This window comes from Empedobacter sp. UBA2044 (assembly GCF_002333005.1).
Classification (GTDB): Bacteria; Bacteroidota; Bacteroidia; order Flavobacteriales; family Weeksellaceae; genus Empedobacter; species Empedobacter falsenii_B.
On sequence record NZ_DDBA01000075.1, the window covers coordinates 1 to 26,503 of the forward strand.

General features: G+C 32.1%; 23 protein-coding genes. 11 read left to right on the forward strand and 12 right to left on the reverse strand.

Features of this window, described 5'->3' with window-relative positions:
- Positions 1–34: 34 nt before the first annotated feature.
- The 7 genes from B4E59_RS13515 to B4E59_RS13545 all read right to left on the reverse strand — a co-directional run bounded on the left by B4E59_RS13515 (position 35) and on the right by B4E59_RS13545 (position 12,117).
- Positions 35–1,732: an AMP-binding protein gene (locus B4E59_RS13515; RefSeq protein WP_219034202.1), complete on the reverse strand. Its 1,698-nt coding sequence runs from the start codon at positions 1,730–1,732 to the stop codon at positions 35–37.
- A 115-nt stretch (positions 1,733–1,847) separates the two neighbouring features.
- The gene (locus B4E59_RS13520; protein WP_125350223.1) at positions 1,848–3,725 is read right to left on the reverse strand and encodes a DEAD/DEAH box helicase; all 1,878 of its coding nucleotides are present in this window, start codon (positions 3,723–3,725) and stop codon (positions 1,848–1,850) included.
- Positions 3,726–3,988: 263 nt separating this feature from the next.
- Positions 3,989–5,404 carry an L-serine ammonia-lyase gene (locus tag B4E59_RS13525; RefSeq protein WP_125350222.1) on the reverse strand — a complete coding sequence of 472 codons (1,416 nt, stop codon included), beginning with the start codon at positions 5,402–5,404 and terminating at the stop codon, positions 3,989–3,991.
- Positions 5,405–5,611: 207 nt separating this feature from the next.
- Positions 5,612–6,094 (reverse strand): hypothetical protein, encoded by a 483-nt coding sequence (locus B4E59_RS13530; RefSeq protein ID WP_219034200.1) that lies wholly within the window; start codon positions 6,092–6,094, stop codon positions 5,612–5,614.
- 9 nt (positions 6,095–6,103) lie between these two features.
- Positions 6,104–6,805 carry an NUDIX hydrolase gene (locus B4E59_RS13535; protein WP_038336322.1) on the reverse strand — a complete coding sequence of 234 codons (702 nt, stop codon included), beginning with the start codon at positions 6,803–6,805 and terminating at the stop codon, positions 6,104–6,106.
- 33 nt (positions 6,806–6,838) lie between these two features.
- A complete protein-coding gene (locus tag B4E59_RS13540) occupies positions 6,839–7,309 on the reverse strand; it encodes an Lrp/AsnC family transcriptional regulator (RefSeq protein WP_038336320.1) in 471 nt (156 codons plus the stop codon).
- Positions 7,310–7,521: 212 nt separating this feature from the next.
- Positions 7,522–12,117 (reverse strand): translocation/assembly module TamB domain-containing protein, encoded by a 4,596-nt coding sequence (locus B4E59_RS13545; protein WP_291053511.1) that lies wholly within the window; start codon positions 12,115–12,117, stop codon positions 7,522–7,524.
- 63 nt (positions 12,118–12,180) lie between these two features.
- On the opposite strand from B4E59_RS13545, the gene tsaD reads away from it, so the two are divergent.
- From tsaD to B4E59_RS13560, 3 genes are all read left to right on the forward strand, one after another.
- Positions 12,181–13,200: a tRNA (adenosine(37)-N6)-threonylcarbamoyltransferase complex transferase subunit TsaD gene (tsaD, locus tag B4E59_RS13550; protein ID WP_180906374.1), complete on the forward strand. Its 1,020-nt coding sequence runs from the start codon at positions 12,181–12,183 to the stop codon at positions 13,198–13,200.
- Positions 13,200–13,907 (forward strand): RsmE family RNA methyltransferase, encoded by a 708-nt coding sequence (locus tag B4E59_RS13555; RefSeq protein WP_291053517.1) that lies wholly within the window; start codon positions 13,200–13,202, stop codon positions 13,905–13,907. Before tsaD ends, B4E59_RS13555 begins: the two co-directional genes overlap by 1 nt.
- Positions 13,908–14,004: 97 nt before the next feature.
- Positions 14,005–14,358 (forward strand): hypothetical protein, encoded by a 354-nt coding sequence (locus tag B4E59_RS13560; protein WP_291053520.1) that lies wholly within the window; start codon positions 14,005–14,007, stop codon positions 14,356–14,358.
- 359 nt (positions 14,359–14,717) lie between these two features.
- Here the strand turns inward: B4E59_RS13560 and B4E59_RS13565 are convergent, their stop codons facing one another.
- A complete protein-coding gene (locus B4E59_RS13565) occupies positions 14,718–16,337 on the reverse strand; it encodes a glycoside hydrolase family 10-like protein (protein ID WP_291053523.1) in 1,620 nt (539 codons plus the stop codon).
- 185 nt (positions 16,338–16,522) lie between these two features.
- On the opposite strand from B4E59_RS13565, the gene B4E59_RS13570 reads away from it, so the two are divergent.
- Complete coding sequence (locus B4E59_RS13570; protein ID WP_291053526.1) at positions 16,523–16,957, forward strand: potassium channel family protein; 435 nt, start codon at positions 16,523–16,525, stop codon at positions 16,955–16,957.
- 36 nt (positions 16,958–16,993) lie between these two features.
- On the opposite strand, the gene B4E59_RS13575 is transcribed toward B4E59_RS13570, so the two are convergent.
- Both B4E59_RS13575 and B4E59_RS13580 read right to left on the reverse strand, forming a co-directional pair.
- Positions 16,994–17,728 carry a DUF2911 domain-containing protein gene (locus B4E59_RS13575; RefSeq protein WP_291047082.1) on the reverse strand — a complete coding sequence of 245 codons (735 nt, stop codon included), beginning with the start codon at positions 17,726–17,728 and terminating at the stop codon, positions 16,994–16,996.
- 4 nt (positions 17,729–17,732) lie between these two features.
- Positions 17,733–17,894: a DUF5522 domain-containing protein gene (locus B4E59_RS13580; RefSeq protein ID WP_160279602.1), complete on the reverse strand. Its 162-nt coding sequence runs from the start codon at positions 17,892–17,894 to the stop codon at positions 17,733–17,735.
- A gap of 161 nt (positions 17,895–18,055) precedes the next feature.
- Here B4E59_RS13580 and B4E59_RS13585 point away from each other — a divergent pair, with 161 nt between their 5' ends.
- The 3 genes from B4E59_RS13585 to B4E59_RS13595 are packed head-to-tail and all read left to right on the forward strand — an operon-like array spanning position 18,056 to position 20,379.
- Positions 18,056–18,382, forward strand: a complete 327-nt coding sequence (locus B4E59_RS13585) for a hypothetical protein (protein ID WP_038336313.1) — start codon at positions 18,056–18,058, stop codon at positions 18,380–18,382.
- Entirely contained in the window at positions 18,383–19,300 is a 918-nt protein-coding gene (locus B4E59_RS13590) for a 1-aminocyclopropane-1-carboxylate deaminase/D-cysteine desulfhydrase (protein ID WP_291047083.1), read from the forward strand. It abuts the gene before it with no gap.
- Complete coding sequence (locus B4E59_RS13595; protein ID WP_219034192.1) at positions 19,297–20,379, forward strand: glucosaminidase domain-containing protein; 1,083 nt, start codon at positions 19,297–19,299, stop codon at positions 20,377–20,379. The genes B4E59_RS13590 and B4E59_RS13595 overlap by 4 nt, the downstream gene beginning before the upstream one ends.
- Positions 20,380–20,421: 42 nt before the next feature.
- On the opposite strand, the gene B4E59_RS13600 is transcribed toward B4E59_RS13595, so the two are convergent.
- Positions 20,422–21,006 (reverse strand): TlpA family protein disulfide reductase, encoded by a 585-nt coding sequence (locus B4E59_RS13600; protein WP_291053529.1) that lies wholly within the window; start codon positions 21,004–21,006, stop codon positions 20,422–20,424.
- Between the two features lie 158 nt (positions 21,007–21,164).
- Here B4E59_RS13600 and queA point away from each other — a divergent pair, with 158 nt between their 5' ends.
- The 4 genes from queA to B4E59_RS13620 are packed head-to-tail and all read left to right on the forward strand — an operon-like array spanning position 21,165 to position 25,225.
- Positions 21,165–22,214, forward strand: a complete 1,050-nt coding sequence (gene queA / locus B4E59_RS13605) for a tRNA preQ1(34) S-adenosylmethionine ribosyltransferase-isomerase QueA (protein ID WP_038336356.1) — start codon at positions 21,165–21,167, stop codon at positions 22,212–22,214.
- 7 nt (positions 22,215–22,221) lie between these two features.
- Complete coding sequence (gene rlmN / locus B4E59_RS13610) at positions 22,222–23,271, forward strand: dual-specificity RNA methyltransferase RlmN (RefSeq protein ID WP_038336309.1); 1,050 nt, start codon at positions 22,222–22,224, stop codon at positions 23,269–23,271.
- An 11-nt stretch (positions 23,272–23,282) separates the two neighbouring features.
- The gene (locus tag B4E59_RS13615; RefSeq protein ID WP_291053532.1) at positions 23,283–24,236 is read left to right on the forward strand and encodes a hypothetical protein; all 954 of its coding nucleotides are present in this window, start codon (positions 23,283–23,285) and stop codon (positions 24,234–24,236) included.
- A gap of 56 nt (positions 24,237–24,292) precedes the next feature.
- The gene (locus B4E59_RS13620) at positions 24,293–25,225 is read left to right on the forward strand and encodes a polyprenyl synthetase family protein (RefSeq protein WP_180906365.1); all 933 of its coding nucleotides are present in this window, start codon (positions 24,293–24,295) and stop codon (positions 25,223–25,225) included.
- Positions 25,226–25,520: 295 nt separating this feature from the next.
- Here the strand turns inward: B4E59_RS13620 and B4E59_RS13625 are convergent, their stop codons facing one another.
- Positions 25,521–26,432 carry a GNAT family N-acetyltransferase gene (locus tag B4E59_RS13625; protein ID WP_286495590.1) on the reverse strand — a complete coding sequence of 304 codons (912 nt, stop codon included), beginning with the start codon at positions 26,430–26,432 and terminating at the stop codon, positions 25,521–25,523.
- Between the last annotated feature and the right edge of the window lie 71 nt (positions 26,433–26,503).

A 26,503-nucleotide genomic window follows, 5' to 3' on the forward strand; every position in this document is an offset into this window, starting at 1 on the left:
ACACTTTAAGAGACAGTCCTAATTTTAAGCTCGACTAATATTTTTCGTGAAAATATTCGTTTGGTATAATCGTTTTATTCTTTTTATCAACAGCTTCTTGATTACGCAATTCCACTCGACGTATTTTTCCTGAAATTGTTTTTGGTAAACTCTCCACAAACTGCACAATACGTGGAATTTTGTAACGTGCTAAATGCTCTTCTGTATATCTAAAAATATCTTTTGCTAATTCTTCCGAAGCTTCATTTCCAGGTGCTAAAATAACAAAAGCTTTTACAGCATTACTTCTCAAATCATGCGGACTTGCCACAACAGCAGCTTCCATAATGGCATCATGCTCTAACAAAGCACTTTCTACTTCAAATGGTCCTACACGGAAATCAGACGCTTTTATCACATCATCATCACGCCCAACAAACCAAACATAACCATCTTCGTCTTTATAAGCTTTGTCTCCTGTATAATATAATCCATGCTTGAAAACTTTCGCCATTTTATCTTTCTGAATCAAATAAGTTTTGAAAATTCCATTGATGGTTTCTTCATTATGCACAACACAAATATTTCCTTCTTCGCAATCTTGTACAATATTTCCATCATCATCAGCAATCACAATATCGTATAAAAACGCAGGTTTTCCCATCGATCCATATTTAATCTTCTCATTTGGCAAATTCGCAATCATCGCAGTTGATTCTGATTGTCCATAACCATCACGAATCGTAATTCCTGTACCTTCTTTCCAGACATCTATAATTTCTGGATTAAGCGGTTCACCAGCTGCAACACATTGACGAAGTTTGAAATCATAACTTTTCAAATCTTCTAAAATCAATACACGCAGAGCTGTTGGTGGTGCGCAAAAAGTTGTTACACCCAAATCTTGAATGGTTTGTAATTGTTCTTTCGGAACAAATTTATCTGAATGATAACCCAAAATTGTCGCACCCATATTCCATGGAGCAAAAAAACTACTCCAAAAGAATTTCGCCCAACCTGGTTGAGAAATATTATAATGTAAATCACCTTTTTTCATTCCAACCCAAGAAGAAGTCGTGAAACCTCCAAGCGGATAAGTGTAATGCGTATGCACCACAACTTTCGGCATTCCTGTCGTTCCTGAAGTAAAAAAGTAGAATAAATCATCGTCTGGTTTTGTATCTGCAGCCTCAGCTTGAATAGATTCTTTCCATAACTCATTGATATTTATCCAACCTTCTCGCTCGCCTTCTGTGATTAATTTTACCTTAATCTTTTTATCAAATTTTGCTTCTGCTTCATCTATTTTCGATGCATTTGCTTGATCTGCTAAAGCAACTTCTGGAAAAGAAGACTCGAATCTAAACGTTAAATCCCTTGCTTCTAAAGTTGTTGCGGCTGGAATAATAATTAATCCACCTTTGATAGAAGCCAAATAACCAATCCAAGTAATCGGTAATAATGGAACTTGAGAAAACATTTTGTCTCCTTGTACAATTCCTTTGTTTCTTAAATAGTTTAAAAATTGATTGTATTTATCAGCTAAATTCTGAAAAGTATAATCTTCTCGTTCTTCATTATACTTCCAAATTAAACCTTTTTGAGTTCCTAATTGAGCAACATTATAAGGCTCAAAAATATCCTTCACCCAATTGAATTTCTCTGGTTTGAAAATTTTAATCTGTTTTAATTGCGTATAATTCTCTTCTTCGATGGATAATCGAATAGAGCTAAACAATTCTTGTACTGTCATTTATTTGTGGTTTTGAATAAATATAGAAAAATTATTTATTCAAACAGAAGTTTTATGAATAAAAAAGGATGATTTTATAAAATCATCCTTTTTGTTATTTTTTATTGAGAATATATTAATCTCTACCTCTTCTTGAGTTTCCTGTTCTATTACGGTCTCCTCCACGGTAACCACCACGATCTCCACCTCTAGAATCACGGTCACGATCACCTCCACGGAATCCACCTCTGTCTCCTCCGCGATCACGATCTCCACCACGATAACCTCCACTTCTTTCACGGTCATTATCACGACGGCTATTGAAACCACGTCCGCGAGAATCTCCTCTGTCATTACGACGACGATCTCCACCACGACGCTCACCATCACCACGTCTAGGTTCTGGTTTAGAGATTTGAACATCTAAGTCTACTCCATCACGTTGTGCATCTTTGAAAGATTCTAACACTAATGATTCGAATTGTGTATCAACTTCGAAGAAAGAGAAATTACGTAAAATTTCAATTTTTCCGATTTCGATGTTACGATTACGAGTTTGCTCGTTAATTAAACCAATTAAGTTTGGAACACGTAAATTGTGTTTTTGACCAATATTAATAAAGAAACGAGAGAAATCACGTCCACCACGACGGTTAGAAGAACGATCTCCTCTATCACCACGATCTCCTTCAGAAGAAATATCTTTCGTGTTTTTGTAATATTCTAAGAAAGAATTGAACTCAACTGTCATGAAACGTTTTAATAAATCGTCACGATCTAAGTTCGCCAATTTTTCATTTACAGTTTCCATGTAAGGCTCGATTAATTCTTCATCAACTTCGATATTTTCGATTTTATCGATTAAAGAAATTAAACGTTTTTCACAGATTTCGGCTCCAGTTGGTACATTTTTAGGCTCGATTTTAGAAGCAATTAATTTTTCTAAATCTCTAATTTTACGCGCTTCACGTCCTCCTGAAATAATGATAGAAATTCCTTTGTTACCCGCACGTCCTGTACGTCCTGAACGGTGTACATAAACTTCTGGATCATCTGGTAAATTGAAGTTGATTACGTGAGTCAACTCATTTACGTCAATACCACGAGCAGCAACGTCTGTTGCAACAAGGATTTGAATATTTTGGTTACGGAATTTCTCCATCACGTGATCACGTTGTGATTGTGATAAATCTCCATGTAATGCGTCTGCATTGTAACCATCTTGCATCAATTTATCTGCTACGTCTTTCGCTTCGCGACGAGTTCTACAGAAAACGATACCATAAATATTTGGGTAATAATCGGCCAAACGTTTTAAAGCTAAGTAACGATCAGAAGAACGTACTAAGTAAACGTGATGCTCGATATTTTTTGATGCAGTATTTACTTTACTTACAGCAATCTCAACTGGATTGTGCATATATTCTGAAGCGATACGACGAACCTCTGAAGGCATTGTAGCTGAGAATAATAAAGTTTGTTTTTCTTCTGGAGTTGTTTCTAAGATAGAATCAATTTCGTCACGGAATCCCATGTTCAACATCTCATCAGCCTCATCTAAAACTGTCCAAGTGATGTCATTAATTTTTAATGCGCCACGTTTGATTAAGTCCATTGTACGACCTGGCGTTCCTACAACGATTTGCGGATTATCTTTTAATCCTCTAATTTGTTTAACGATGTCAGCACCACCGTAAACTGCCTGTACACGTACTCCACGCATATCTGCAGAAAAAGATTCTAATTCTTTTGCAATTTGTAAACATAATTCACGAGTAGGACACAAAATAATTGCTTGTACTGATTTTGAATTGCTGTCTAATTGATTTAAAACCGGAAGCCCGAATGCTGCAGTTTTTCCTGTACCTGTTTGCGCCAATGCAATAACATCTTGATCTGATGAAAGGATTTGAGGAATAGCTTTTTCTTGGATTGGAGATGGGTTAACGAAGCCCATTTTCTCAATTGCAGTTAGGATTTCTTCTTGAAGTCCTAATTCTTTGAATGTAATCATGTTAGATACGATACCGAGATAATGAAATTCATTTATATTTCATATCACGGTTTTATTTTAAATTATTTAACCAACAGATATGAAAGAATAAAATTAAATGGCTGAGCAGCCTAAAAAATCCCTAAATGAATATTCTTTAACATCCGTACCTTAACTCTAAAAGGCTGTGCAAATGTAAGGATTATTTTTGAAATACACAACACACATTCATAATCCTTACAATTAATACACATAATATTATTTTACTGATAATAAATAAGTTACTAACAATCTGCAATATTTACAGCAACTGCCAAACCTCCTTCAGAAGTTTCTTTGTATTTATTATTCATATCTTTTGCAGTTTCCCACATCGTATTCACAACTTTATCTAACGGAACTTTCGCAGTCAACGGATCTGTATCCAGTGCTAATTCTGCTGCATTTATCGCTTTAATCGCTCCCATTGTGTTACGCTCGATACAAGGAATTTGTACCAAACCACCAATCGGGTCGCATGTTAAACCTAAATGATGTTCCATTGCAATTTCGGCAGCCATTGTTACTTGCGCAGGAGTTCCTCCCATTAATTCGCATAATGCAGCTGCAGCCATAGCTGAAGATACGCCGATCTCAGCTTGACAACCTCCCATTGCCGCAGAAATAGTTGCTCCTTTCTTAAAAATAGAACCAATAACTCCTGCTGTTGTTAAGAATTGTTCAATCTCTTTTTGACCAGCTTTATGATTTTCGATCACCAAATAATACATCAAAACTGCTGGAATAACTCCTGCACTTCCATTTGTTGGCGCTGTTACAACTCTACCTAACGAAGCATTTACTTCATTAACAGCAAGAGCAAAACAACTCACCCATTTCAAGATTTGACGAAAATATACTTTGGTTTTTCGGATTGATGCAATCCATTCTTGTGAATTAGAATAAGGTGTTGCTCCAACCAAATTTTTGTGCATATCGTAAGCACGACGTTTCACGTTCAATCCGCCTGGTAAAATACCTTCTGTATGACAACCAATGTACATACACTCTAACATAGTATTCCAAACACGCATTAATTCGTGGTGAATTTCATCTTCAGTTCGAATTGTTTTTTCATTCTCGAACATAATTTCAGAAATCGATTTATTTTCTTTCGAACAAAATTCTAATAATTCTGTTGATGTATTAAATAAATATGGAAAAGCACAAGTGACATCTGTATTGGTAGCACTATCATCCTCTTTTGTAATAAATCCTCCCCCTATCGAATAAAACGTAGAAGATAATTCTTCGTTCTCATAGAAAGCTGTAAACATCATTCCATTAGCGTGAAAAGATAAAAACTCACGATTGAAAACGATATCAGTTTCGGGATTAAAATCAATTAAAAATTTATTTCCAAAATTTAATTGTTTATTTGTATTGATTGTATTAATAATATTCGAAATATCATCAACAGGAATATATTCAGGATCAGCACCGCTTAACCCTAACATTACTGCATAATCAGTTGCATGTCCTTTACCCGTAAGCGATAAAGAGCCGTACAAATCTACACGAACTTTTGTAATTTTATTAAAGATAGATGCAGCATCCAATTCTTTCAGAAAAGCTTCTGCAGCGCGCCAAGGACCTAAAGTATGCGAACTTGAAGGACCAACGCCAATTTTGAGCATATCAAATACTGAAATACAATCCATTTTGTACTTTTAATTTATATTTTTTCCACACAAGACAAATATAGCCGTTAAATTCTCATATTCACTTTATTTAAGCAGTTTTTTTATCAACTTAAACAATTAACATGCTTAAAATATTCATATTGAATGATATTAATACAAATAATTCAGCATCAAAAAAAGAGGTCACAACTAATTGTAACCTCTTTTCTAGACTTTATTAAGTTTTTATTTAAACTTGTGCCAATATGGATAGATAATCGCTAAACCATAACCTATAAACACAAATAATGTAAACATGGTAAAAAGTGTTCCATCTGCCATAAATTCGGGCTGCATTGCTGCTGACACAAATAATGATGTCACAACCATATATACACCAATTCTTTTATAAGATTTCACTAAAAAGATACCTATCAATGCAATAACTCCTAAAACAAGAGTCGAAATTGGATACCATTTTGGCATTTCTGGCGCATCTTCGTTCATCATTTGGCGGAACAAATAATCATTTGTCACCAATAATTGATAACCACGATAAAGAATACTCAAAATCAAGAAAACCATTATAAAGATCATTGACTTGAAAAGGAATGATGTTTTGTTTCCTTCGTGTTTCAAATCTTTTGTTTTGGTATTATCCGACATTAAAACTTTTGTGTCAAAAATATCGTCACGTTCTTGATTTTGTTCTACTTTTTGATCTGTCATAGCTTTATTTTAAAATAAGAAATCATATCCTTTCAAACTCAATTTTTCGTATTTTTCTTCATCAAAACGATACAATTTAGATACTTTACGATGTTGTTTAGGATCTGTTGTATTACCTGTTTCGATAATTAAATTTGAGTTAAAGATTTTCTTTCTAAAGTTACGTTTATCCAACTCACGATTCAAGGCTTTTTCATACAAACTTTGCAATTGCGCAATTGTAAACTCATCTCCAAGTAAGTTAAATCCTACTGGACGACGTTTTACACGACGTTTCACACGCTCTTTTGCATATTTTACAATCTCATTGTGATCAAAAGCCAAATCCGGAACACGGTCGTAAGCATACCATTCTCCACCTTGTGTTTTCACTTTTTCCTCTATTTGAGGTGTCAATTTAACCAAAGCGTAATAAGCAACATTTACAACACGTCCTAATGGATTACGAAAAACTTTTGTAAAAGCTTTCAATTGTTCAATATATGTTTGATGCTCATCGTAAGCAATTTTCTCAATCAACAATTCGTGAATTGCTTGATCGTTACTTACCGTTGGCGCAATATATTTTCCTGGCAAAACCAATGCTCCTTTGAAAGGATCGTTTAGTTTTTTATACACCAATATTTTGAGATCTTCTCCATCAAACCCGAAAAGTACGAGACTTGAACATAGAGCGACCTGAAAATATTTTTCTTTTTCTTCGTCTGTCATTTTGTGGGATGATTAATAAATTGAAATTTATTTTTAATGAAAAATTGAATGCATCAATCTATTTTTATCGTTAAAAGATTCTTCTAACGAAATCATAGATTCTGTTCTCAATACATCATCAATTTGATCAATTTTGTAGATAACATCTTTCGCATCAGAAGTATCTCTTGCACGAATTTTACAGAAAATATTATATTTTCCAGACACAACGTGAACCACTGTTACGTTAGGAATTTTATATAATTCATCTATCACTTTCTGAGTTTTGTTTGTTTTTGTAAGTAACAATCCTACATACGCAACAAACTGATAACCCATTTTATCATAATCTGTAATTAGTGTAGTTCCTTTGATGATTCCAGCCTCCTCTAATTTCTTGACACGTACGTGAATAGTACCAGCAGAAACATTCATTTTCTTTGCAATTTCTGTAAATGGCATTCTTGTATTGTCAATCAAATACATCAAAATTTTCTTATCAACATCATCAATTATGTAATTCATTTTCCTAATTTTTGATTATTATTATTATTTTAATAAAAAATCGAATTAATTTTTAGCAAAATTATAAATAAAACAAACAAACTTCAAAATATTTTTTAATGATTTATTTAATATTTTACTTTTGTTATAATAATAGTTCAAAAAAGAAAGAACTAATCACTTTTGTTTGTTTGCGCGAGTTTATTGTCTAACCACAATAAACTCATTTTTTTTTATTTAATTTTGACTAAACCACGACGTTTTTGTTCCACTTTAGGTTGAGTACTTTTTTGATACGTAACTTTGACCGTATCTTTTGTAGTTTGACGAGTAGAATCTATTCTTCTTTCCTCACTTTTAAACTGTTTCGGAAGTACAATCGAATCAAATCTTTCTTGCTGTTGCTCTTCTTTTTTAGCTTTTGCTTTTCGTTTATTTTCATCTAAACCTAAAAATCCTCTAAACGTATCGAAGCTTTTGTTGTACTGAATTCCTACTCCGAAACTTTGATTTAAGTTATTTTCCATTCCTGGCAATAAACCGAAAGTTGTAGGTTTTGTAAATGCTTTTAAGACCAAAGATCCATTGTTTAATTTCGAGATATCATAAGAAACATCAAAATTCCCATCGAAGTTCTCTTGTACATTTCTATTATTTGTAACCGCAATTCCATACGAACCACGTAAACTTAAACGATTATTAACCCGATAAGAAACAGAAGTTCTAATTTTATCATTTGTCTCCGATTGCGCACTACCACCGACATACTCCATTTGTATATCTACATTGTTCGCAATAGAAGACAACATACCCGCAATTGTCGATAAACCAATATCAGCAGCTGTACTTGTTACACCAGATTGAACAGCCGAAGCATCACCAAATTTACCTGTCAATAAGATATAACTAAACTGAAGCATCTGTTCTTCTGTATTTGAACGGAATTTTGATTGTAACTGCGAATTGATATCCGAACCTGCATTAGGAATTGTTAATCCAAAATCGATAATAGGTTTTTTCAACGTTTCAGAAATATTAATTGATAAGAGAGCATCATAAATTTGCGAATATCCTACACCTAAATAGTCTCCAACATTTGACACCGAACGTTGATATTCAGCTGTAATATTAAGCGTTGCATCAAGTGGATTTCCTGCAAATTGTACCGAAGATCCTTTTTTGATTTTAAAATCTTTTGGAATCAGCGGAAATTGTCTAAACTCATATGTTCCACTTTCTATATTATATACCCCTGTAATACTCAATCCTGCTTTATTCATTAAGAATCTAAGATTTTCTGCAGTTCCTCGCGCTGTTGCTTTATCATTTGTAGCTGCATCAAAAATCAAATTCACCATCGCATTTGGATACGCATTGATGTTGACATCTATCGACATTCCTTTTGGTGCGTGAGGCTCGTTATTTTTCGATTTTTCATCTAGATGTTGGTTAGGAACAAAACGTACCAAATTATTTTCTGACTCAATTGTTGTACTTCCTGTATTTATCGTTAACTCAGAATTTCCAACCACTGTCGCATCTCCAGCAATCTCCAATTCCTCTACCGCACCAAACATAGATACATTTCCTTTCGCAAATACTTTTCCATAAAACAATTCATTGTCTTTAATAGACGTGTTCATCACCAATAAATTATCGGTATCAAAATCTAAGTTGAGACCCCATTTAGATAAATTACGAAAAAGAATTAAACCATCAACTTTTCCTTTTGTATTGTACGCAGTATCTTTAAATGCAATATCATTCAATCTAATAACCCCTTGTCCTGCTCCTTCTTTAAAAACAAATAGGTCGTTTTCTCCTTCAAATAAATAATCAGTTCCTAAGAAATTAACTTTTAATCCAAGATCTTTTGCAATCATATTTCCGCTAAGATTTGGTAAATCAATTGGTCCAGTAATTTTTAAATCACCAGATAACGTTCCACGCATATTAGAGAAAACAGATTTTAAGAATCCTTCTAAGAAATCGATATGAAACTCATCAAAATTGGCATCTACATCGACTTCAGGACCTGTTGGTTTATTAATAATATTACCATAAGCAACCAACGATTGAATTTGCTCTTTCTGTAAACTTGTTTCAAAATTAAATTGTTTATCCGCTACATTATAACCTCCTTGTAAAGTCAAATTACCAAGCTCAAAATCATTTAAACCTAACTTATCAATTTTAGCTTCAAGTGTTGGTTCTAACTTTTCTTTTGTTCTAATAATATCTACTTTACCGTTCGCTATACCGACAATTTTTAGATTATTCAATAATGTTTTAGGAATGATTTTTTCTAAATGCAAATCTTTAAAATCAGCATTGAAATTGTAATCTACATTGTTATTAAATAAACCACTTACTTTTAAATATTGTTCTTCCGATTCTAATGACAAATCTTCAACTTTTAATGATTTATTGATTCGATTAAAAATTACCCGATTAGAATTTGCATCATTCAAATGATTAATTGTCCATTGTGTCGAATCTATTTGTATTGTCGAAGGTGAAAATCCAAAAATCAAATCATTATTATTCTGAACTGTGTGAAAAAGATTTAGATTAAATAAAATTGGATTCTTACGACCTATATTAAAGTCTGTTTTGACAATCATTGTATCATTCTTCGGAATCGAATTTACGTTAATTGCATTAATCGTAACTCCACTCACTTTCATACTATCAATTTTCGCATTAAGTGTTGGTAGTTCTGCAATTGTATTTAGATTAACATTCGACTGAAACAATTGAATTCCTGCATATTTTATACCTGGAGTATCCAATGTCGCTTCCAATTGATTTTTCGTACCATCAATATAACCTTTAACATGTGTATCTGGCTCAATAGAAATCGATGGATCGATATATTGTAATAAATTTTCTTGCACATAAACATCAAACGAAAAAGCCTGATTTGGCGAAACTTTTTTATGGCGGAAAGATGGCACTAGATCTACAAGCGAATTATTGATAACATTTGCAACTTCAGTAATATTAAATTTACCATCAACAGTGGCTTTCATATAATCTGGCACATCTAATGTCATGATTTTATGCGAACCATCTATTTGAGAATTCAACATGACATGTGACAATTCTAACGTATCTTTTTTAGAACGGAAATAAAGATTTTTGACATCAATATTTCCCCTAAAATCATTAATATTTGTCAGCTTAAAATTCCCTTCAACATCGCCACGTACTATTGCATTTAGATTTTTTGTAACTCCAAGAAAATCTAAATTAACTTGACGAATGTTTGATGTAAAATCAAAATCATATGGTTTTCCACTGAAGTTAATTTTTCCGTTCAATTGTGCATTCAAATTAGGATCTTTGATATCAAACAAACCATTAAACTGATAATTTTTGACCAAACCATCTACCGTAATATTTTGATATCTTTTTCCAATCAAATCGATGTAACGAAGATTTCCATCTAAATTTAAATTGATATTTTTTAGATCAGTTCCTTTTCCATCAAATCTAAATTTTCCGCTTACATAACCCAAATCTTTTGCATTTGTTAATTGACGAAGATTAAGATTTTTCGCATCTAAAGTTCCCTTATAAATTAACGATTTTACATCTTTGTAATTCCTAATTTGAGCTTTAATATCAGCATCACCAAGTCCAGAAACTGCGTAACCATTCGCATGAATTTCATTTGGATTTAATGAAATATCACCACGATAATTTAAGTTTCCAAAACGAGTCAACATATTCGGAATTTTCTTAGAAACAAAGGTTGGAAGTAACTTTACAATTTTTTGATAGGATGTATTGATTTTTACATTTCTTGTCGAAAAATTTAGCGAAGAACCATGTGTCACATCTTGCAATTGTAAACGAGAAGCACCAACATAATTATCTTCTCCTTTCAATTCGAAATCTGTAAATGTTAAATTATTCAGGGTTCCATTTACTTTTCCATATAAATCAACCGAAGAATTTTTATCAAATAAATCAGTGAAATAGCGAATTTCTTTAAAATTAATTTTAGATCCTCGATCAAAAAAAACGTCCCAACGAACTTTATTATTAAAATCAGACATATCCGAAGGTTGATTGTAACTCAATAATAAATTTCCGTTTAAAACAGACGTATCCGTTCGTAAATTTAAATTCCCAACTCGAATTTCTTTTTTCGAATAATGAACTTTTCCTGTGAAATTTTGTACGTTATACGTTTCTTTATTTTTTGTTGCAACAAAGCAGAAATTTTCTAAATCGGCCGTAATATCAGAATCAACTAATCGAAACTTTTTTACCGTCATGTTCAACTGCTTCGAATCCAACCAAACATTTCCAGAATTTTGATTAACAATTGAAACTTTTCCGTCCTGTAAAATAAAATCTCCATCTAATTTGAAAATCTTTTTCGGATCTTTTGGTTTATCAGAACTAAAACCGTTCACAAATTTGATGAAATTCGAAATCGAATCACCTTTGTAGGTAATCACACGAATTTCAGGTTCAATCAATTTCACTTCACTCAAATTGATATGATCTTTTTTGATTCCTGGAATTAACGACCAAACATTTATTGTTGTTTCTAAAGTCTTCGACTTCAAAAAATCATATTTGTGATCGTCTTTAATGTGTACACCATAGAAATAAATACGTCCAAAAAAATCAATATCAACCGCATCTACATACATTTGTGTGTTCAACGATTTATTTAATTTTTCTAAGGCAAAGTGAGCTATTTTTGTCTGTACCGCAGGGATTTGTATTGCAATTGCTACTGTTAAAACAAGGGTTAAAACGAGTATAATCAACGACAATAAAAATCTTCCTATTCGTCTGACTATTTTCAATGGTTTAAATTTACGATATTTGCAGGGTAAAAATAAGTTATAAATTTTATTCTACAAGGAATTATGAGCGATAAAAACTACATTTTAGCCATAGAATCTTCTTGTGATGATACAGGCGCAGCAATTATTGACAGAAATAAAATTATTTCTAATGTTGTAGCAAGCCAAAAAATTCACGAAATATATGGTGGCGTAGTACCAGAATTAGCTTCGAGAGCACATCAACAAAATATTGTTCCCGTCGTAGATCAAGCCCTAAAACAGGCAAATATTAATAAAGAAGAACTTAAAGCAATCGCGTATACACGTGGTCCAGGATTGATGGGTTCGCTTTTGGTTGGCGGAAGTTTTGCGAAATCTTTCAGTCAATCATTGGATATTCCGTTGATTGAGGTTAATCACATGCAAGCACATATTTTGGCAAATTTTATTGAAGATGCCAACGACGAAAAACCAACTTTTCCATTTTTATGTTTGACTGTTTCTGGTGGACATACACAAATCGTGAAAATCAACAGTTATTTTGAGATGGAAATTTTAGGTGAAACAATTGATGATGCAGCTGGTGAAGCTTTTGATAAAGCAGGTAAAATTTTAAATTTACCTTATCCTGCAGGTCCAATTATTGACAAAAAATCTAAGATTGGAGATCCTACAAAATTCAAATTTGCAAAACCAAAAATTGATGGTTTAAACTTTAGTTTTAGCGGTTTCAAAACGTCAATTTTATATTTTATTCAGAAAGAAGTCAAAACGAATCCAAATTTTATTGAAGAAAATATTGACGATTTGTGCGCTTCTATTCAACATTCTATCGTTAATATTTTGATGGAAAAAGTAAAAAAAGCATCGGACGAAACTGGAATTAAACAAATTGCGATTGCAGGTGGAGTTTCGGCTAATTCTGAAATTCGTCAACGATTAAAAGATGGAGAAACAGAATTTGGTTGGAAAACTTTTATTCCAAAATTTGCTTATACAACAGATAATGCAGCGATGATTGCAATGGTTGGAAGTTTAAAATTTGATCAAGAGTTATTTACAAAAAACACAGCGAAATCTGTGGCTAAATACCATATTTAATGAAATTATTTTTTGGAGAAATTCATCACGAAACAGCTATCCTGAACGAAGAAGAAAGTCATCATTTTGCGAAAGTTTTGCGCGGAAATGAAGGCGATTTGGTTCATGTGACGGATGGAAAAGGAAATTTGGCTCAAGTTGAAATTACGTCGATTTCTAAAAAAGCAGTTGAAGGAAAAGTAATTGATTTAAAAACAAATTTCGAGCAGAAAAATTACTATTTACATGTTGCAATTGCACCAACAAAAACAATGGAACGTTTGGAATTTTTCTTGGAAAAAGCAACCGAAATTGGTGTTGATGAAATTACATTTTTGCAAACTTTTCATTCGGAACGAAAAAATATTAAAATTGAACGAATTGAAAAAATTGTTCAGTCTGCAACAAAACAATCGTTGAAAGCGTATTTGCCAAAAGTAAATGATTTGACAAAATTCAACGAATTTATCAAACAGGATTTTGAAGGTTTCACGAAATGTATTGCGCATTGCGAAGCGGATATTGAACGAACACCTTTAAGAACAGTTTTGGAAAATAAGCCGCAGAAAATTTTAATTATGATTGGTCCTGAAGGTGATTTTTCGCGAGATGAAATTTTCGCTGCAGAAGATCACAATTTCACAGGAATTAGTCTTGGATATCAACGTTTCCGTACTGAAACTGCAGCTTTACAAGCTGTTTTTGCCGTTGATTGGGGATTGAAATAAATCGAGTAAAACTATTACTTTATACAAAAACCGATTCTGTTGGATCGGTTTTTTTCTTTTATCTGAAAATAAATATCTTTATCAAAATTAAAAACTTATGAAAAAATTAGCACTTATTTTGGGATTATTCATTGGAAGTTTTTCATTTGCACAAACTGTAAATGATGTTCCGATTAAAGATATTAATGTCGACTATGTACAGATTATTGGAACTGGACGAGGTTTGAGTACAAAAATGAATATTCGCTTGGATTTTGGACAAGAAACCAAATCAATTTCTTTTAAAACTGGTTTGAAAATAAAAGATGAACGCGGAATTGCAGTAAAATTTAATTCAATGATTGATGCGTTGAATTTTATGTCTGCGAGTGGATATGAATTTCAGTTTGCGTATACCTCAAAAGAAAATGATGACGATACGCTTTATTATATTTTAAAGAGAAAAAAATAAACAAATCCTCAACTTATGTTGAGGATTTGTGTTTTATATTAAATTCTAATTTTCAACTTTCTTTTTCTTCAACATAAAAAATATGCAGAATATAAACGTTACTGAATAAATAATACCTAATGCTGTATTTTTAAACGTAAAATCTTGAAAATTAAACTCTCTTAACAAAGCTAGTCCTATTGGAAATGCAATAAGCGCAAAAATAATATTGAAACCTATTTTATTTTTCATATAATTATGGTTATTTAAATATGTGTTAAACTATTAATGTATAATCAAATATACAAAAACAACAAAGTTGTAAAAACAAAAAAATCCCCAACTTTCGTTGAGGATTTATATTTAGAGAAATTCTATTCTTAATTAATTTTTTGAGCAACGTAATCACTTTCGTTCCCTAAACGATCAACAGCTTTTAGTGCAACTGCCGTTAAGCTTTTACCATCTTTATGTTTCAAAATTGTTTGGTTTGTTTTGGTTTTATCCATAATAGATGTTTCCCAATCGTTGTTGTAACGTGTATATAAAATCCATTTCGAAACATTCGAATTCATTTTATAATCATTCCAATTCATCACAACTTCTGATGCTTTTGCATTTACAGACAAACTTGGTTTTGCCAAACGATCTGCTTTTATCCAATTCATAGTTGGCACCAAAGCTTTAGCTTTGTATGGACCTTCTTTCAGATAACTCAACATCGAAGGATTTTTCGTTAATCCAGCAATACTCCAGTGAATAACACCCACATTGTTTTGTAAAATTTCTCCAGCCATTTTTACCTGATTTGTAATCTCAGTTGTTCTATCCGAAACTTTCACTTCTACAGTATTCAAACCTGGCCAAAGATGACGATTATGTGTGTTTTCTGATTTCCACCATTCTAATAATTTCGGAAAACTTTGTCCTGTCGAATTAATTGGCCAATACAATTGTGGCGAAAAATAATCAACCCAACCTTTGTTCAACCATAATTTTGCATCTGCATACAATTCATCATATTGCGAAGAACCTGTAATTCCAGCAGGATATCCTGGTTTCCAAATTCCAAAAGGACTAATACCAAATTTTACAAAAGGTTTTTCTGCTTTGATTTCTTTATAAATACGCTCAATAATTGTATTCACATTTTGACGACGCCAATCTGCTCTCGACAACATTCCTCCATTATTCTTGTAAACATTCCAAGTTGAATTATCTGGAAAGTCTGCACCACCATTATACGATGCATATGGATAGAAATAATCATCAAAATGAACACCATCAATATCATAACGCGAAACGATATCACGAACAACTTCCGAAACGTGATCTTGCGTTTTTTTGTCAGCAGGATCAAACCAATACATACCATTCTTCAATCTGACCACATTACTTGGCGACCTTTTCACCATCGACTCACTTGTCACCGGCCCTCCACTACTGTGATGCGCTCTGTAAGGATTTAACCAAACATGCAACTCAATTCCACGTTTGTGCGCTTCTTCCACCCAAAACTCTAACGGGTCATAATATGGAGAAGGCGCTTTTCCTTCTTCTCCAGTTAAGAAGTAAGACCAAGGTTCAAAATTACTTTTGTACAAAGCATCTGCCGCTGGACGAACCTGAAAAATAACTGCATTAAAATTGTTTGCTTCTAACATATCCAACAACTTTATCGCTTCATCTTTTTGTTGCGTTGTCGTTAAATCTTTTTTAGAAGGCCAGTTAATATTTGCAACAGAAGCTACCCAAGCCGCTCGGAACTCACGATTTACTTCTGGTAATTTCACTGTAAAAACTTCATCTTTCTTATTCGAAATTTCAGTTTTTGATGTAGTAAGAATAGTTGTTTGCGTAGATTCTACAGGTTTTATAGGCTGCTTAGATTCTACTTTTTTATAAACTATTTTTTTCGAATTTTTATTTGAAGCACACGAAGATAAGCCAATTGTAGCTATTCCGAAACACATCAAAATATATTTAAAATTAATATTCATTCGTTGAAATATGTATTTTTAACGTTACAAAATTAGTAATAAAGCTTTATTAATCCAGATTTTATCAAATATTTAGGATATCTAGATTTTACTTCTCTATTAAATTTACAAAATTTTTAGCTTCAAAAAGTATTATATAAATTTTATTCTTTACATTTTTGTACTCGCCTATAATAGATAAAAATATGTTTCTAATTATATGTTATGGCATATTGATTATTTGTGTGAATGTTATTTTACAATCAACTGTCACTGTTTATTCGCTAAAATATCTACATAAATTTAATCTCAAAAAACAACATTTAACGTTTAGTCAAGTAATTTGGCAAATGGCATTATCTGTTTCTTTGCTTACTTTGTTACATGGCGCACAATATACAATTTGGGCGGCTACTTTTTATTTCAATCCAAATATTGACAATTTGTATAGTTTTCAAGAAGCAATCTATTTTTCATTAATCACATTTACAACCGTTGGTTATGGTGTTGTTGTGATTGATAGTGAATGGAAAATCATGGCTGGATTAGAAGCTATAAACGGAATTATGATGGTTGGCTGGTCAACTGCGTTGATGTTTTCTTACTTACAAATTATCTTAAAAAAGAATATTTCTGAATAAAAAAATCCCTTCAAAAATTTTTGAAGGGATTTTTAATTAATATTTATTTTTTTCCAAATTAACTTTCAATTCTTTGTAATAATCTGGCGCATTTGCATCTTTTTCTAAAGCTGTATTGACCCATTTCAACGCTTGATTTCGATCCAATTTATTCGAATAATAGAAGTTTGCCGAATTGTAAAAATCTCTTGCAGAAGAATTTTCGTTCAATTGATCTCCAATCATTTTTAAAACTTCGTTAATTGTATTCGTTTCAATATCCAAAACAACCGTTGTGTTATCCCAAGCTAATACCAAATTCGCTGATTTTTGCGTCACATTTGTAAAACGAATCTCAAACGTTTCTGTCTTATTGTTCATCGATTTTGTTGACGGAGCTTTCACTTTCAAAGCGATATTCGACTCCTTCCACTCTTTCGGATTTCCCCAGTTTTTCGTGTCTTTGTAAAAAATTACCTCCCACTCCTCTTTATTCGGAATGCTATACAACGCATATTCGCCAGCAGCCAACTCTTGTCCATTCACTTTGATTGGTTTATCAAATTTGATGACCGTATTTTCATTCGCACCAGTTCGCCAAACTTCTCCATTCGGTACCAATTTTCCAAATACTTTTCTTCCGTTTACATTTGGTCGATTATATTCAACTTCAAATTCTGTTAAACCTACTTTTTGTTCAACTTCAGCATGAGAACTTACCGCGGGAAATTTCATTTGAGCAAAAGCACAACTTCCTATTAACAAAGCTAAAACTGTTGATGTTATTTTCATATAATTATTTCTTATTCTTTATTTTATCTGTTTTTTTATCGTATCCATACGGACAATGTTTGCATCCACTTTTACAACAATACCCTCTTTTTTTTAGATATTGTTCAGTAAATATTCTGAAACCTTCTGGAGATAAATAATAATCTCCTTCTTCAAACTTTTTCATTTCTAACGCTGTGAATTTACAACTTTTATCTATAAACTATCATTAATTTTGGTATGATAATTATTTGCGAAACTTCTTCTAAATTTACGCTTTTTAACGCTTTTTAAATCAATATCTTTTCAGATTGATTAATTTTGCAATAAAATCGAATTACCTAAATCATGTTTGTAGTTGTTTTGCGTCATTTATTCCGAAAGAATTTTATTGGAATTACCATTTTTCCTTTCATTTTTTTGAGAGATAAAAAACTGAAAAATGATGAAGTTTTAATCAATCACGAAACCATTCATATCATTCAACAACTCGAACTTTTGGTCGTTTTTTTCTATCCTTTTTATTTTATTGAATATGCCATTCGATTGATTCAATATCGCGATCAACACAAAGCATATCGCAATATTAGTTTTGAGCGTGAAGCTTATGCAAACGAACACAATTTGAATTATTTAAAAAAACGAAAATTTTATAATTTTCTAAAATATATCTAAATGATTTGGAACGATTTTAAAGCTCAAATTCAAAACATTGACATCAAACATTTAACTTCTCAAAATATTCAACTTTCTATATTAAGAGAAGATTTGATTCATCCAGAAATCTCTGGAAACAAATACCGAAAACTGAAATATAATTTTATTGAAGCTGAAAAACTTGGTTTCAAGAAATTGATAACATTTGGTGGCGCTTTTTCCAATCATATTGCAGCAACGGCGGCAGCTGGTCAACTTCATCATTTCGAAACTATCGGTATAATTCGTGGAGAAGAATTAAGTGATAAAATCGATGAAAATCCTACGTTACGTTTTGCTCAAAAATGTGGAATGCAATTGCATTTTATTTCCAGAGAAGATTATCGAAAAAAAGATGAAGTAGAATTTATTAATCATTTAAATACTAAATATCCAAACACTTACGTTATTCCAGAAGGAGGTACAAATGATTTTGCGATAAAAGGTTGCGAAGAAATTTTGTACGATGATTGTTTCGAATATGATTTTATTGCTTCGGCAATCGGAACTTGTGGAACAATTGCTGGATTGATTGAAAGCTCGAAACCTCATCAAACAGTTTTAGGTTTTCCGAGTTTAAAGGGAGATTTTATCCAAAATGAAATCGAAAAATTGACAAATAAAACGAATTTCACTATTTTTAATGATTATCATTTTGGCGGATATGGGAAAGTTTCGGATGAATTAATTACTTTTGTAAATGATTTCAAGCGAATTAACCATATTCAATTGGATCCTATTTACACTGGAAAAATGGTTTTTGGTATTTTTCAATTAATTAAAAATCATTATTTTAGTGATAATTCTAAAATTCTTTTGGTTCATACAGGCGGATTGCAAGGAATTGAAGGAATGAACAAACTTTTAAAGAAGAAGAACAAAAATATTATAGAATGAAAAAATTGTTATACATTTTTAGCTTAGTGTTGTCGATTTCGACGCAAGCACAAGAAAGTAGAGACATAACTTACATTCGAAAACATGCTATTTTAGCTGTTGAAGAAATGCAACTTTACAAAGTTCCAGCAAGTATTACGTTAGCACAAGGATTATTGGAAACTGGAGGCGGACAAAGTAAATTAGCCGATCAAGCCAATAATCATTTTGGAATAAAATGTAAAGGTCCTGAAGAATGGTCGTTGGATAAACCTCGTATTTATCACGATGATGATTCGAAAGGAGAATGTTTTAGAAAATATTCTTCAGTTGAAGAAAGTTATAGAGATCATTCTAAATTTTTGGCTTTAAGACCTTATTACAAAGCTTTATTTTTCTTAGATCCGACAGATTATAACGCTTGGGCAAATGGTCTGAAAAAATCTGGTTATGCAACTGATCCAAAATATGCTTCAAAATTAATTTCGAGAATTGAGAAATATAATTTAGATCAATTTGATAAGATTTCTCCAGAAGAAGTTTATACAAAATTGTATACATTATACAACAATCAGGATGATATGATGATGGCAAATAATTCATCGAAATCTAAAACGAAGAAAGAATCTAAAACAATCAAAGAAGAAATTGCATTAGCGTCTTATCAACCAAATAATAATAGTATAGAGAAAAATGAGCCTAGTGTAAATAACAAAACAATTGCTTACGAAACTCGTCCTCAAAATCCTACAACTCGCATTAAAAATCACAAGAATAATATTCCTTATATTGTTGCTCAAGCGGGAGAAACAATTGCGACTATTTCTAAAACATACAACAAAGTTCCTTCGGATATTGCGAATTTCAATGAAATACAAATGGGTTCTAAATTGAAAGATGGACAAATTGTATTTTTCGGAAAAAAGAAAACAAAAGGTTCTGATTATTCATACAAAGTACAAGAAGGTGATGATATGTACACGATTTCGCAACGTTTTGGTGTAAAAGTAAACAACCTATATAAACTAAATCGTATGGAACCAGGTGAACAACCTAAAATTGGTCAACGTATTAATTTGAAAACAAAAGTTAGAGCATAATGAGCTCAATAATAAAAAAAAGCTTCCAAATGGAAGCTTTTTTTATTTCATCATTTTGAGAATATCAACCAATTGTTGATTGATTCCTCCTGTTTGATAATCCATCGGTGCAGGCGCGCGATCAATCATAATATTTCCTTCTTTGTCTAAAATAATAAAAGTCGGAATGTATTCTATCTTATAATCAAAGCCAAAGTTATCTTCTCTTCCTGCAAATAACTGTACACCAGACATCTGATTTTCTCTCACCATTTTTTCCCAAATTGGCTTATCTTCTAATTTATCCAAAGAAACACTTACAAAATGAATTGGTGCATTATGAAATTGTTTTTCCAATTCTTTCATAAAAGGAATTTGAACTTTGCAAGGTCCACACCATGTTGCCCAAATATCCATGTAGACATATTTTCCTTTGAAATCTGATAAGTCAAATCGTTTTCCATTGATATCAGCCAAAGAAAAATCTGGTGCTTTTATCAATTCTTTCGGAATTTCTAATTCTGGTGATTCTTTTTTTGCAACAGAATCAATCTTTTCTATTTCAGCAGATTCTTCAATTTTTTGTTCGGATTTATTACAACTAAAAAATGTAAAAAACATTGATAGTAATAGTAGTTTCGTTTTCATTTTATTTTTCAAATAAGTATTAAAAAACTTGATAATATCTATAAGTCTTTCGTCAAAAATAAACATTTAAACGTTAGCAATTTCATAAAATACCTCAATTCACTTGACAAAGGGGTATCTGACATCGTATATTTGCAAAAAATTGTACAATTATGAAAATGAAAACCTCCGATTTCGACTTTACTTTACCTGAAGAACTTTTAGCAGATCGCCCTTCTGAAAACAGAGACGAAGCTCGCTTAATGGTTGTTCACCGTGACACCGGAGAAATTGAACATAGACAATTTAAAGATCTTATCGAGTATTTCGACGAAGGAGATGTAATGATTCGTAACAATACGAAAGTTTTCCCTGCTCGTTTGATGGGTAACAAAGAGAAAACTGGTGCTCAAATCGAAGTTTTCTTGCTAAGAGAATTAGATGCTGAGACTCGTTTATGGGATGTTTTGGTTGATCCAGCGCGTAAAATTCGTATCGGAAATAAATTATTCTTCGATAATGATGATACATTAGTTGCAGAGGTTGTTGACAATACAACTTCTCGTGGACGTACTTTACGTTTCTTATTTGATGGATCTTACGAAGAATTCCGTGCAAAATTGAAAGAATTAGGAGAAACTCCACTTCCAAAATATATTTTACGTGATGTTGAACCAGAAGATGCAGAGCGTTACCAAACAATTTATGCAAAACACGAAGGAGCTGTTGCTGCACCAACAGCTGGTTTACACTTTTCTAAACACTTATTAAAACGTTTAGAAATTAAAGGTGTTGATTTTGCTGAATTAACATTACACATTGGTTTAGGAACTTTTCAAGCTGTAGAGGTTGAAGATTTATCTAAACACAAAATGGAGTCTGAGCAAGTTATTATTCCTCAAGAATCTGCTGATCTTGTAAATCGTGCAATTGACGAGAAGAAAAAAGTTTGTGCTATTGGTACAACTTCTATGCGTTCTATCGAATCTTCTGTTTCTGCAGATGGTCATTTAAATGCATTTGATGGTTGGACGAACAAATTTATTCACCCACCATACGATTTCTCTATTGCAAATTGTATGATTACAAACTTCCACACACCAAAATCTACATTAATCATGATGATTTCTGCGTTTGCTGGACACGATTTAACAATGAAAGCATACAACGAAGCTGTAAAAGAAGGATACAAATTCTACTCTTACGGAGATGCAATGTTAATCTTATAAGACAAGTTTGAGTACAACAAAAAAAGATATACGAAAGCTTTCACAAGCTGAGATTGAAGATTATTTCAAAGAGATTGGAGAAAAATCATTCCGCGCAAAACAAGTGTACGAATGGTTATGGAAAAAGAATGCGCATCAATTTGATGACATGACGAATATCTCAAAAGCTCTACGTGAGCAATTGGGAGAATCTTTCCAAATTCAACCTGTTGAAGTTGATCTTCTACAAAAATCTAACGACGGAACCATCAAGAATGCGGTTAAACTTCATGATGGTAACGTTGTGGAATCTGTTTTAATTCCGACTGATTCTCGCACAACTGCATGCGTTTCTTCGCAAGTTGGTTGTAGCTTGGATTGTACTTTTTGTGCAACAGCGCAATTAAAACGTATGCGTAACTTAACAGCTGCCGAAATCGTCGATCAAGTTGTGATTATCGATGAAGAAAGTAAACGTTATTTCAATCGTCCTTTAAGCAATATCGTATTTATGGGAATGGGAGAACCTTTGTTAAATTATAACGAAGTAATTTCTGCCATCAAAAAAATCACATTGCCAGAAGGACTAGGAATGGCTCCAAGACGAATTACAGTTTCTACTTCGGGAATTCCTAAAATGATTGAAAAACTGGCTGACGAAGATTTACGTGTTAACCTTGCGGTATCTTTACATTCGGCTCGAGAAGAAGTTCGTAATGTGATTATGCCTTTTTCTGTTAAATTTCCGTTGACGGATTTAATGGATAGTCTTCAATATTGGTACCAACAAACAGGTTTACGAATTACGTTCGAATATATTGTTTGGGGCGGTGTTAATGATAAAAAAGAAGATATCGATGCATTGGTAAAATTCTGTCGAAAAATTCCTTCTAAAGTGAATATTATCGAATATAATTCGATTGATGACGGAATCTACAAACAAGCATCAGAAGAAGCAGTTAACAATTATATCAAAGCTTTAGAATCCAACAATATTGTGGTAAATGTACGTCGTAGTCGCGGAAAAGATATTGATGCAGCTTGCGGACAATTAGCCAATAAAACTGGAAATGATTAAAACATAATCAAATGAAATATTTAGCCATATTTTTATTTTTGATTCTGACTAAATTCTCTTTCGCGCAAATAGTAGAAAACATCGATACAATTTCTATTGATGATTATAAAATGGAAAGTATCAACTTACCGCCTACTTTGAACGAAATTTCGACTTTAGAATATGAAAAAGAAGATAAAAATGTGGCTTCTTTTTGGGGTTTAAACGATTCTGATTCCAAACCAGAATTGTATCGTTTTGATGCAAAAACAGGTAAAATTATCAATACTATTTTCATCACAAATGCTCCAAATATCGATTGGGAAGAAATGTCTTCGGATGATAATCGAATTTATTTTGCTGATTTTGGAAATAATTTGGGCAAACGAAAAGATTTAGCCATTTATTTTATCCAGAAATCAAACATCGATTATTCAAAATCTTATCAGCAATTAAAAGCTGAAAAAATAGAATTTTATTATCCAGATCAAGAAACTTTTCAGTTCAAAAATATGACGACAAATTGGGACGCAGAAGCATTTTTTGTCTACCAAAATCAATTGCATATTTTTACAAAAGAATGGTCAAATATGTCAACGTCTCATTATGTTGTTCCTATTGACTCTTCTAAAAAACACGCAGCCAAAAAGTTAGAAACTTTTCCTACAAATTACGCTGTAACTGCTGCTTATATCGATGCTGATGTAAATAGTTCTACCAAAGGAGTTTATCTGTTAGGCTACACAAAAGAAGCGTTAACGTTTATCAGTTGGTTTGATTTGCCAAAAGATAACAATCAGTTATTCTTCACTTCTCAAGTTAAAAAAATAAGTTTACCTTTGGGCTTCACGACACAGTTGGGACAATTGGAAGGTATTTCAGTTTTGCCAACCGAAAACAAAATTTGTTTTAGCGGAGAGGAATTTAATTATAAAGGATTCTATGCAAAACAGGTTGTACATTGCATCAATAATTTTATGAATTAAAAAACTAAATTTTGGGTAACACGGTAGATTTGATTAAAGCTCCGATCGCGGAGGAAATGAAATTGTTTGAACAGAAATTCTTCGAATCGATGAAGAGTAATGTTTCGCTTCTTGACCGTATTTCCAATTATATCGTGCGTAGAAAAGGAAAACAAATGCGTCCGATGTTTGTATTTTTAACTGCAAAATTAAATGGCGAAGTACAAGAACGTACCTATCGTGCAGCTTCTTTTATCGAGCTTATTCACACCGCAACTTTGGTACACGATGATGTAGTGGATGATAGTACATTGCGTCGTGGTTTCTTTTCACTTAATGCGATTTGGAAGAACAAAGTAGCTATTTTGGTGGGAGATTATTTTTTATCAAAGACCTTAATTATTTCGACTAAAAACAAAGATTTCGATTTACTTGAAGTTGTTTCGGTTGCGATACAGGAAATTTCGGAAGGTGAATTATTGCAAATCGAAAAAGCGCGAAAACTTGATATTACAGAAGATGTATACTTCGAGATTATTCGAATGAAAACGGCAACGCTTATCGCAGCTTGTTGTGAAGCTGGTGCGCGTTCTGTTGGTTGTTCGGAAGAAGTAGCGAAGAAAATGCATCGCTTTGGTGAATTGGTTGGAATTGCCTTTCAGATCAAAGATGATTTGTTTGATTATACCACTTCTAATGCAATTGGAAAGCCTGTCGGAATTGACATCAAAGAACAAAAAATGACGTTACCGTTGATTTATTCAATTAACACAGCGAATGAAAAAGACAAAAAATGGTTAATTAATTCGGTAAAACGTTACAACAATGACAAAAAACGTGTACGCGAAATTATTCAGTATGTGAAAGATCACGGCGGAATTGAGTACACGCAAAAAATGATGAAACAATATAGCCAAGAGGCTTTAGATATACTATACGAATTTCCCGAAAGTGAATTTCGAAATTCATTGGAAACAATGGTGAAATACGTAATCGAAAGAGAAAAATAACAAAAGGACTTCTTATTGAAGTCCTTTTTGTTTTATATTAAGAATTAACATTTCTAAACTCTAGATGCGATATTGAAACAAGTTCAATATAACTTCGATAAATTAAGATCTATTTTCAATAATAAATTAAGGGAGAATTTCAAGTTGAATTCAATTCAGCTTCTCATCACTTTAAAAACTAAATCAACCTCACGACATTACGAATTAAGTCAGCTTGGTTCTAGACACTTTGTTTACAACATAAAAAAGCCATTACAAACCGTAATGACTTTATATTTTGATTAAAACCTTATTTTTAAATGGATTTCTGATAAATATAATCATCCATAATATATCCATTTCCAATGTCAAATGTTTTTGATTCCATATTCTTGAAACCATTTTTCTCATAAAAACGAATTGCTTTCGCATTGTGTTTATTCACCGTTAAATGAACAGCTTTTGCTCCTTTTTCTCGCGCATAATCTACAACTCTATTCAACATCAATTGTCCAATTCCTTTGGTTTGATTAGACTCTTTCAAGTAAATTTTGGATAAGAAAACAGTATTATTTTCATCTAATTTGTAATGCAAATAACCAGACGGAACATTATCAATTTTCAGGATTTCCCAAACATCTCCATTTACAATTCCTTCGTTTACTTTATCAGTATTATACATCATATCAATCATATAATTGATTTGATCTTGTGATAACAAATCCTTGTAACATTCGTTCCAAATCTCATTTGCCAAAGGTTGAACTAAATGAATGTTTTTCTCATTAATAGTGTGAAAATGAGGATAAACGTCCAATTTTACTGGATTTATTTTTTGATTAACTTCTAAATTTTGTAGAATTTCATCTTTACGTTTATCAATTTCGACTTCTAACATTTGCAATGTCCATTTACGCTTTAATGAATTGTAATAAAACATTCCGATACCAATGTATAAAAAGACTTGTACAGCAATTGACACATAATTTTCGGCCAAAAATTTATTCATTTTAAGGCTATTTTCCATCAAATTATCCATAGATGAACTATTAAAATTAACACCGATATCAATAATTCCTGAAGCAAACAATAAAACAAATACAAAAGAAAAAGCAATCTCACCCGCTATGTATAATCCTACTGCTGATAAAACCGTTTTTAATTTATCCTTTTTGAAAAATTTTGCTAAGAAATAGAACTGAAAACTAAATATGATGATTAGAAACACTGTTTATTATTTTTTATGTCTCACAAAAATACGAAAAATATGCCCGCAAACATTTATATTTGTATGAAACA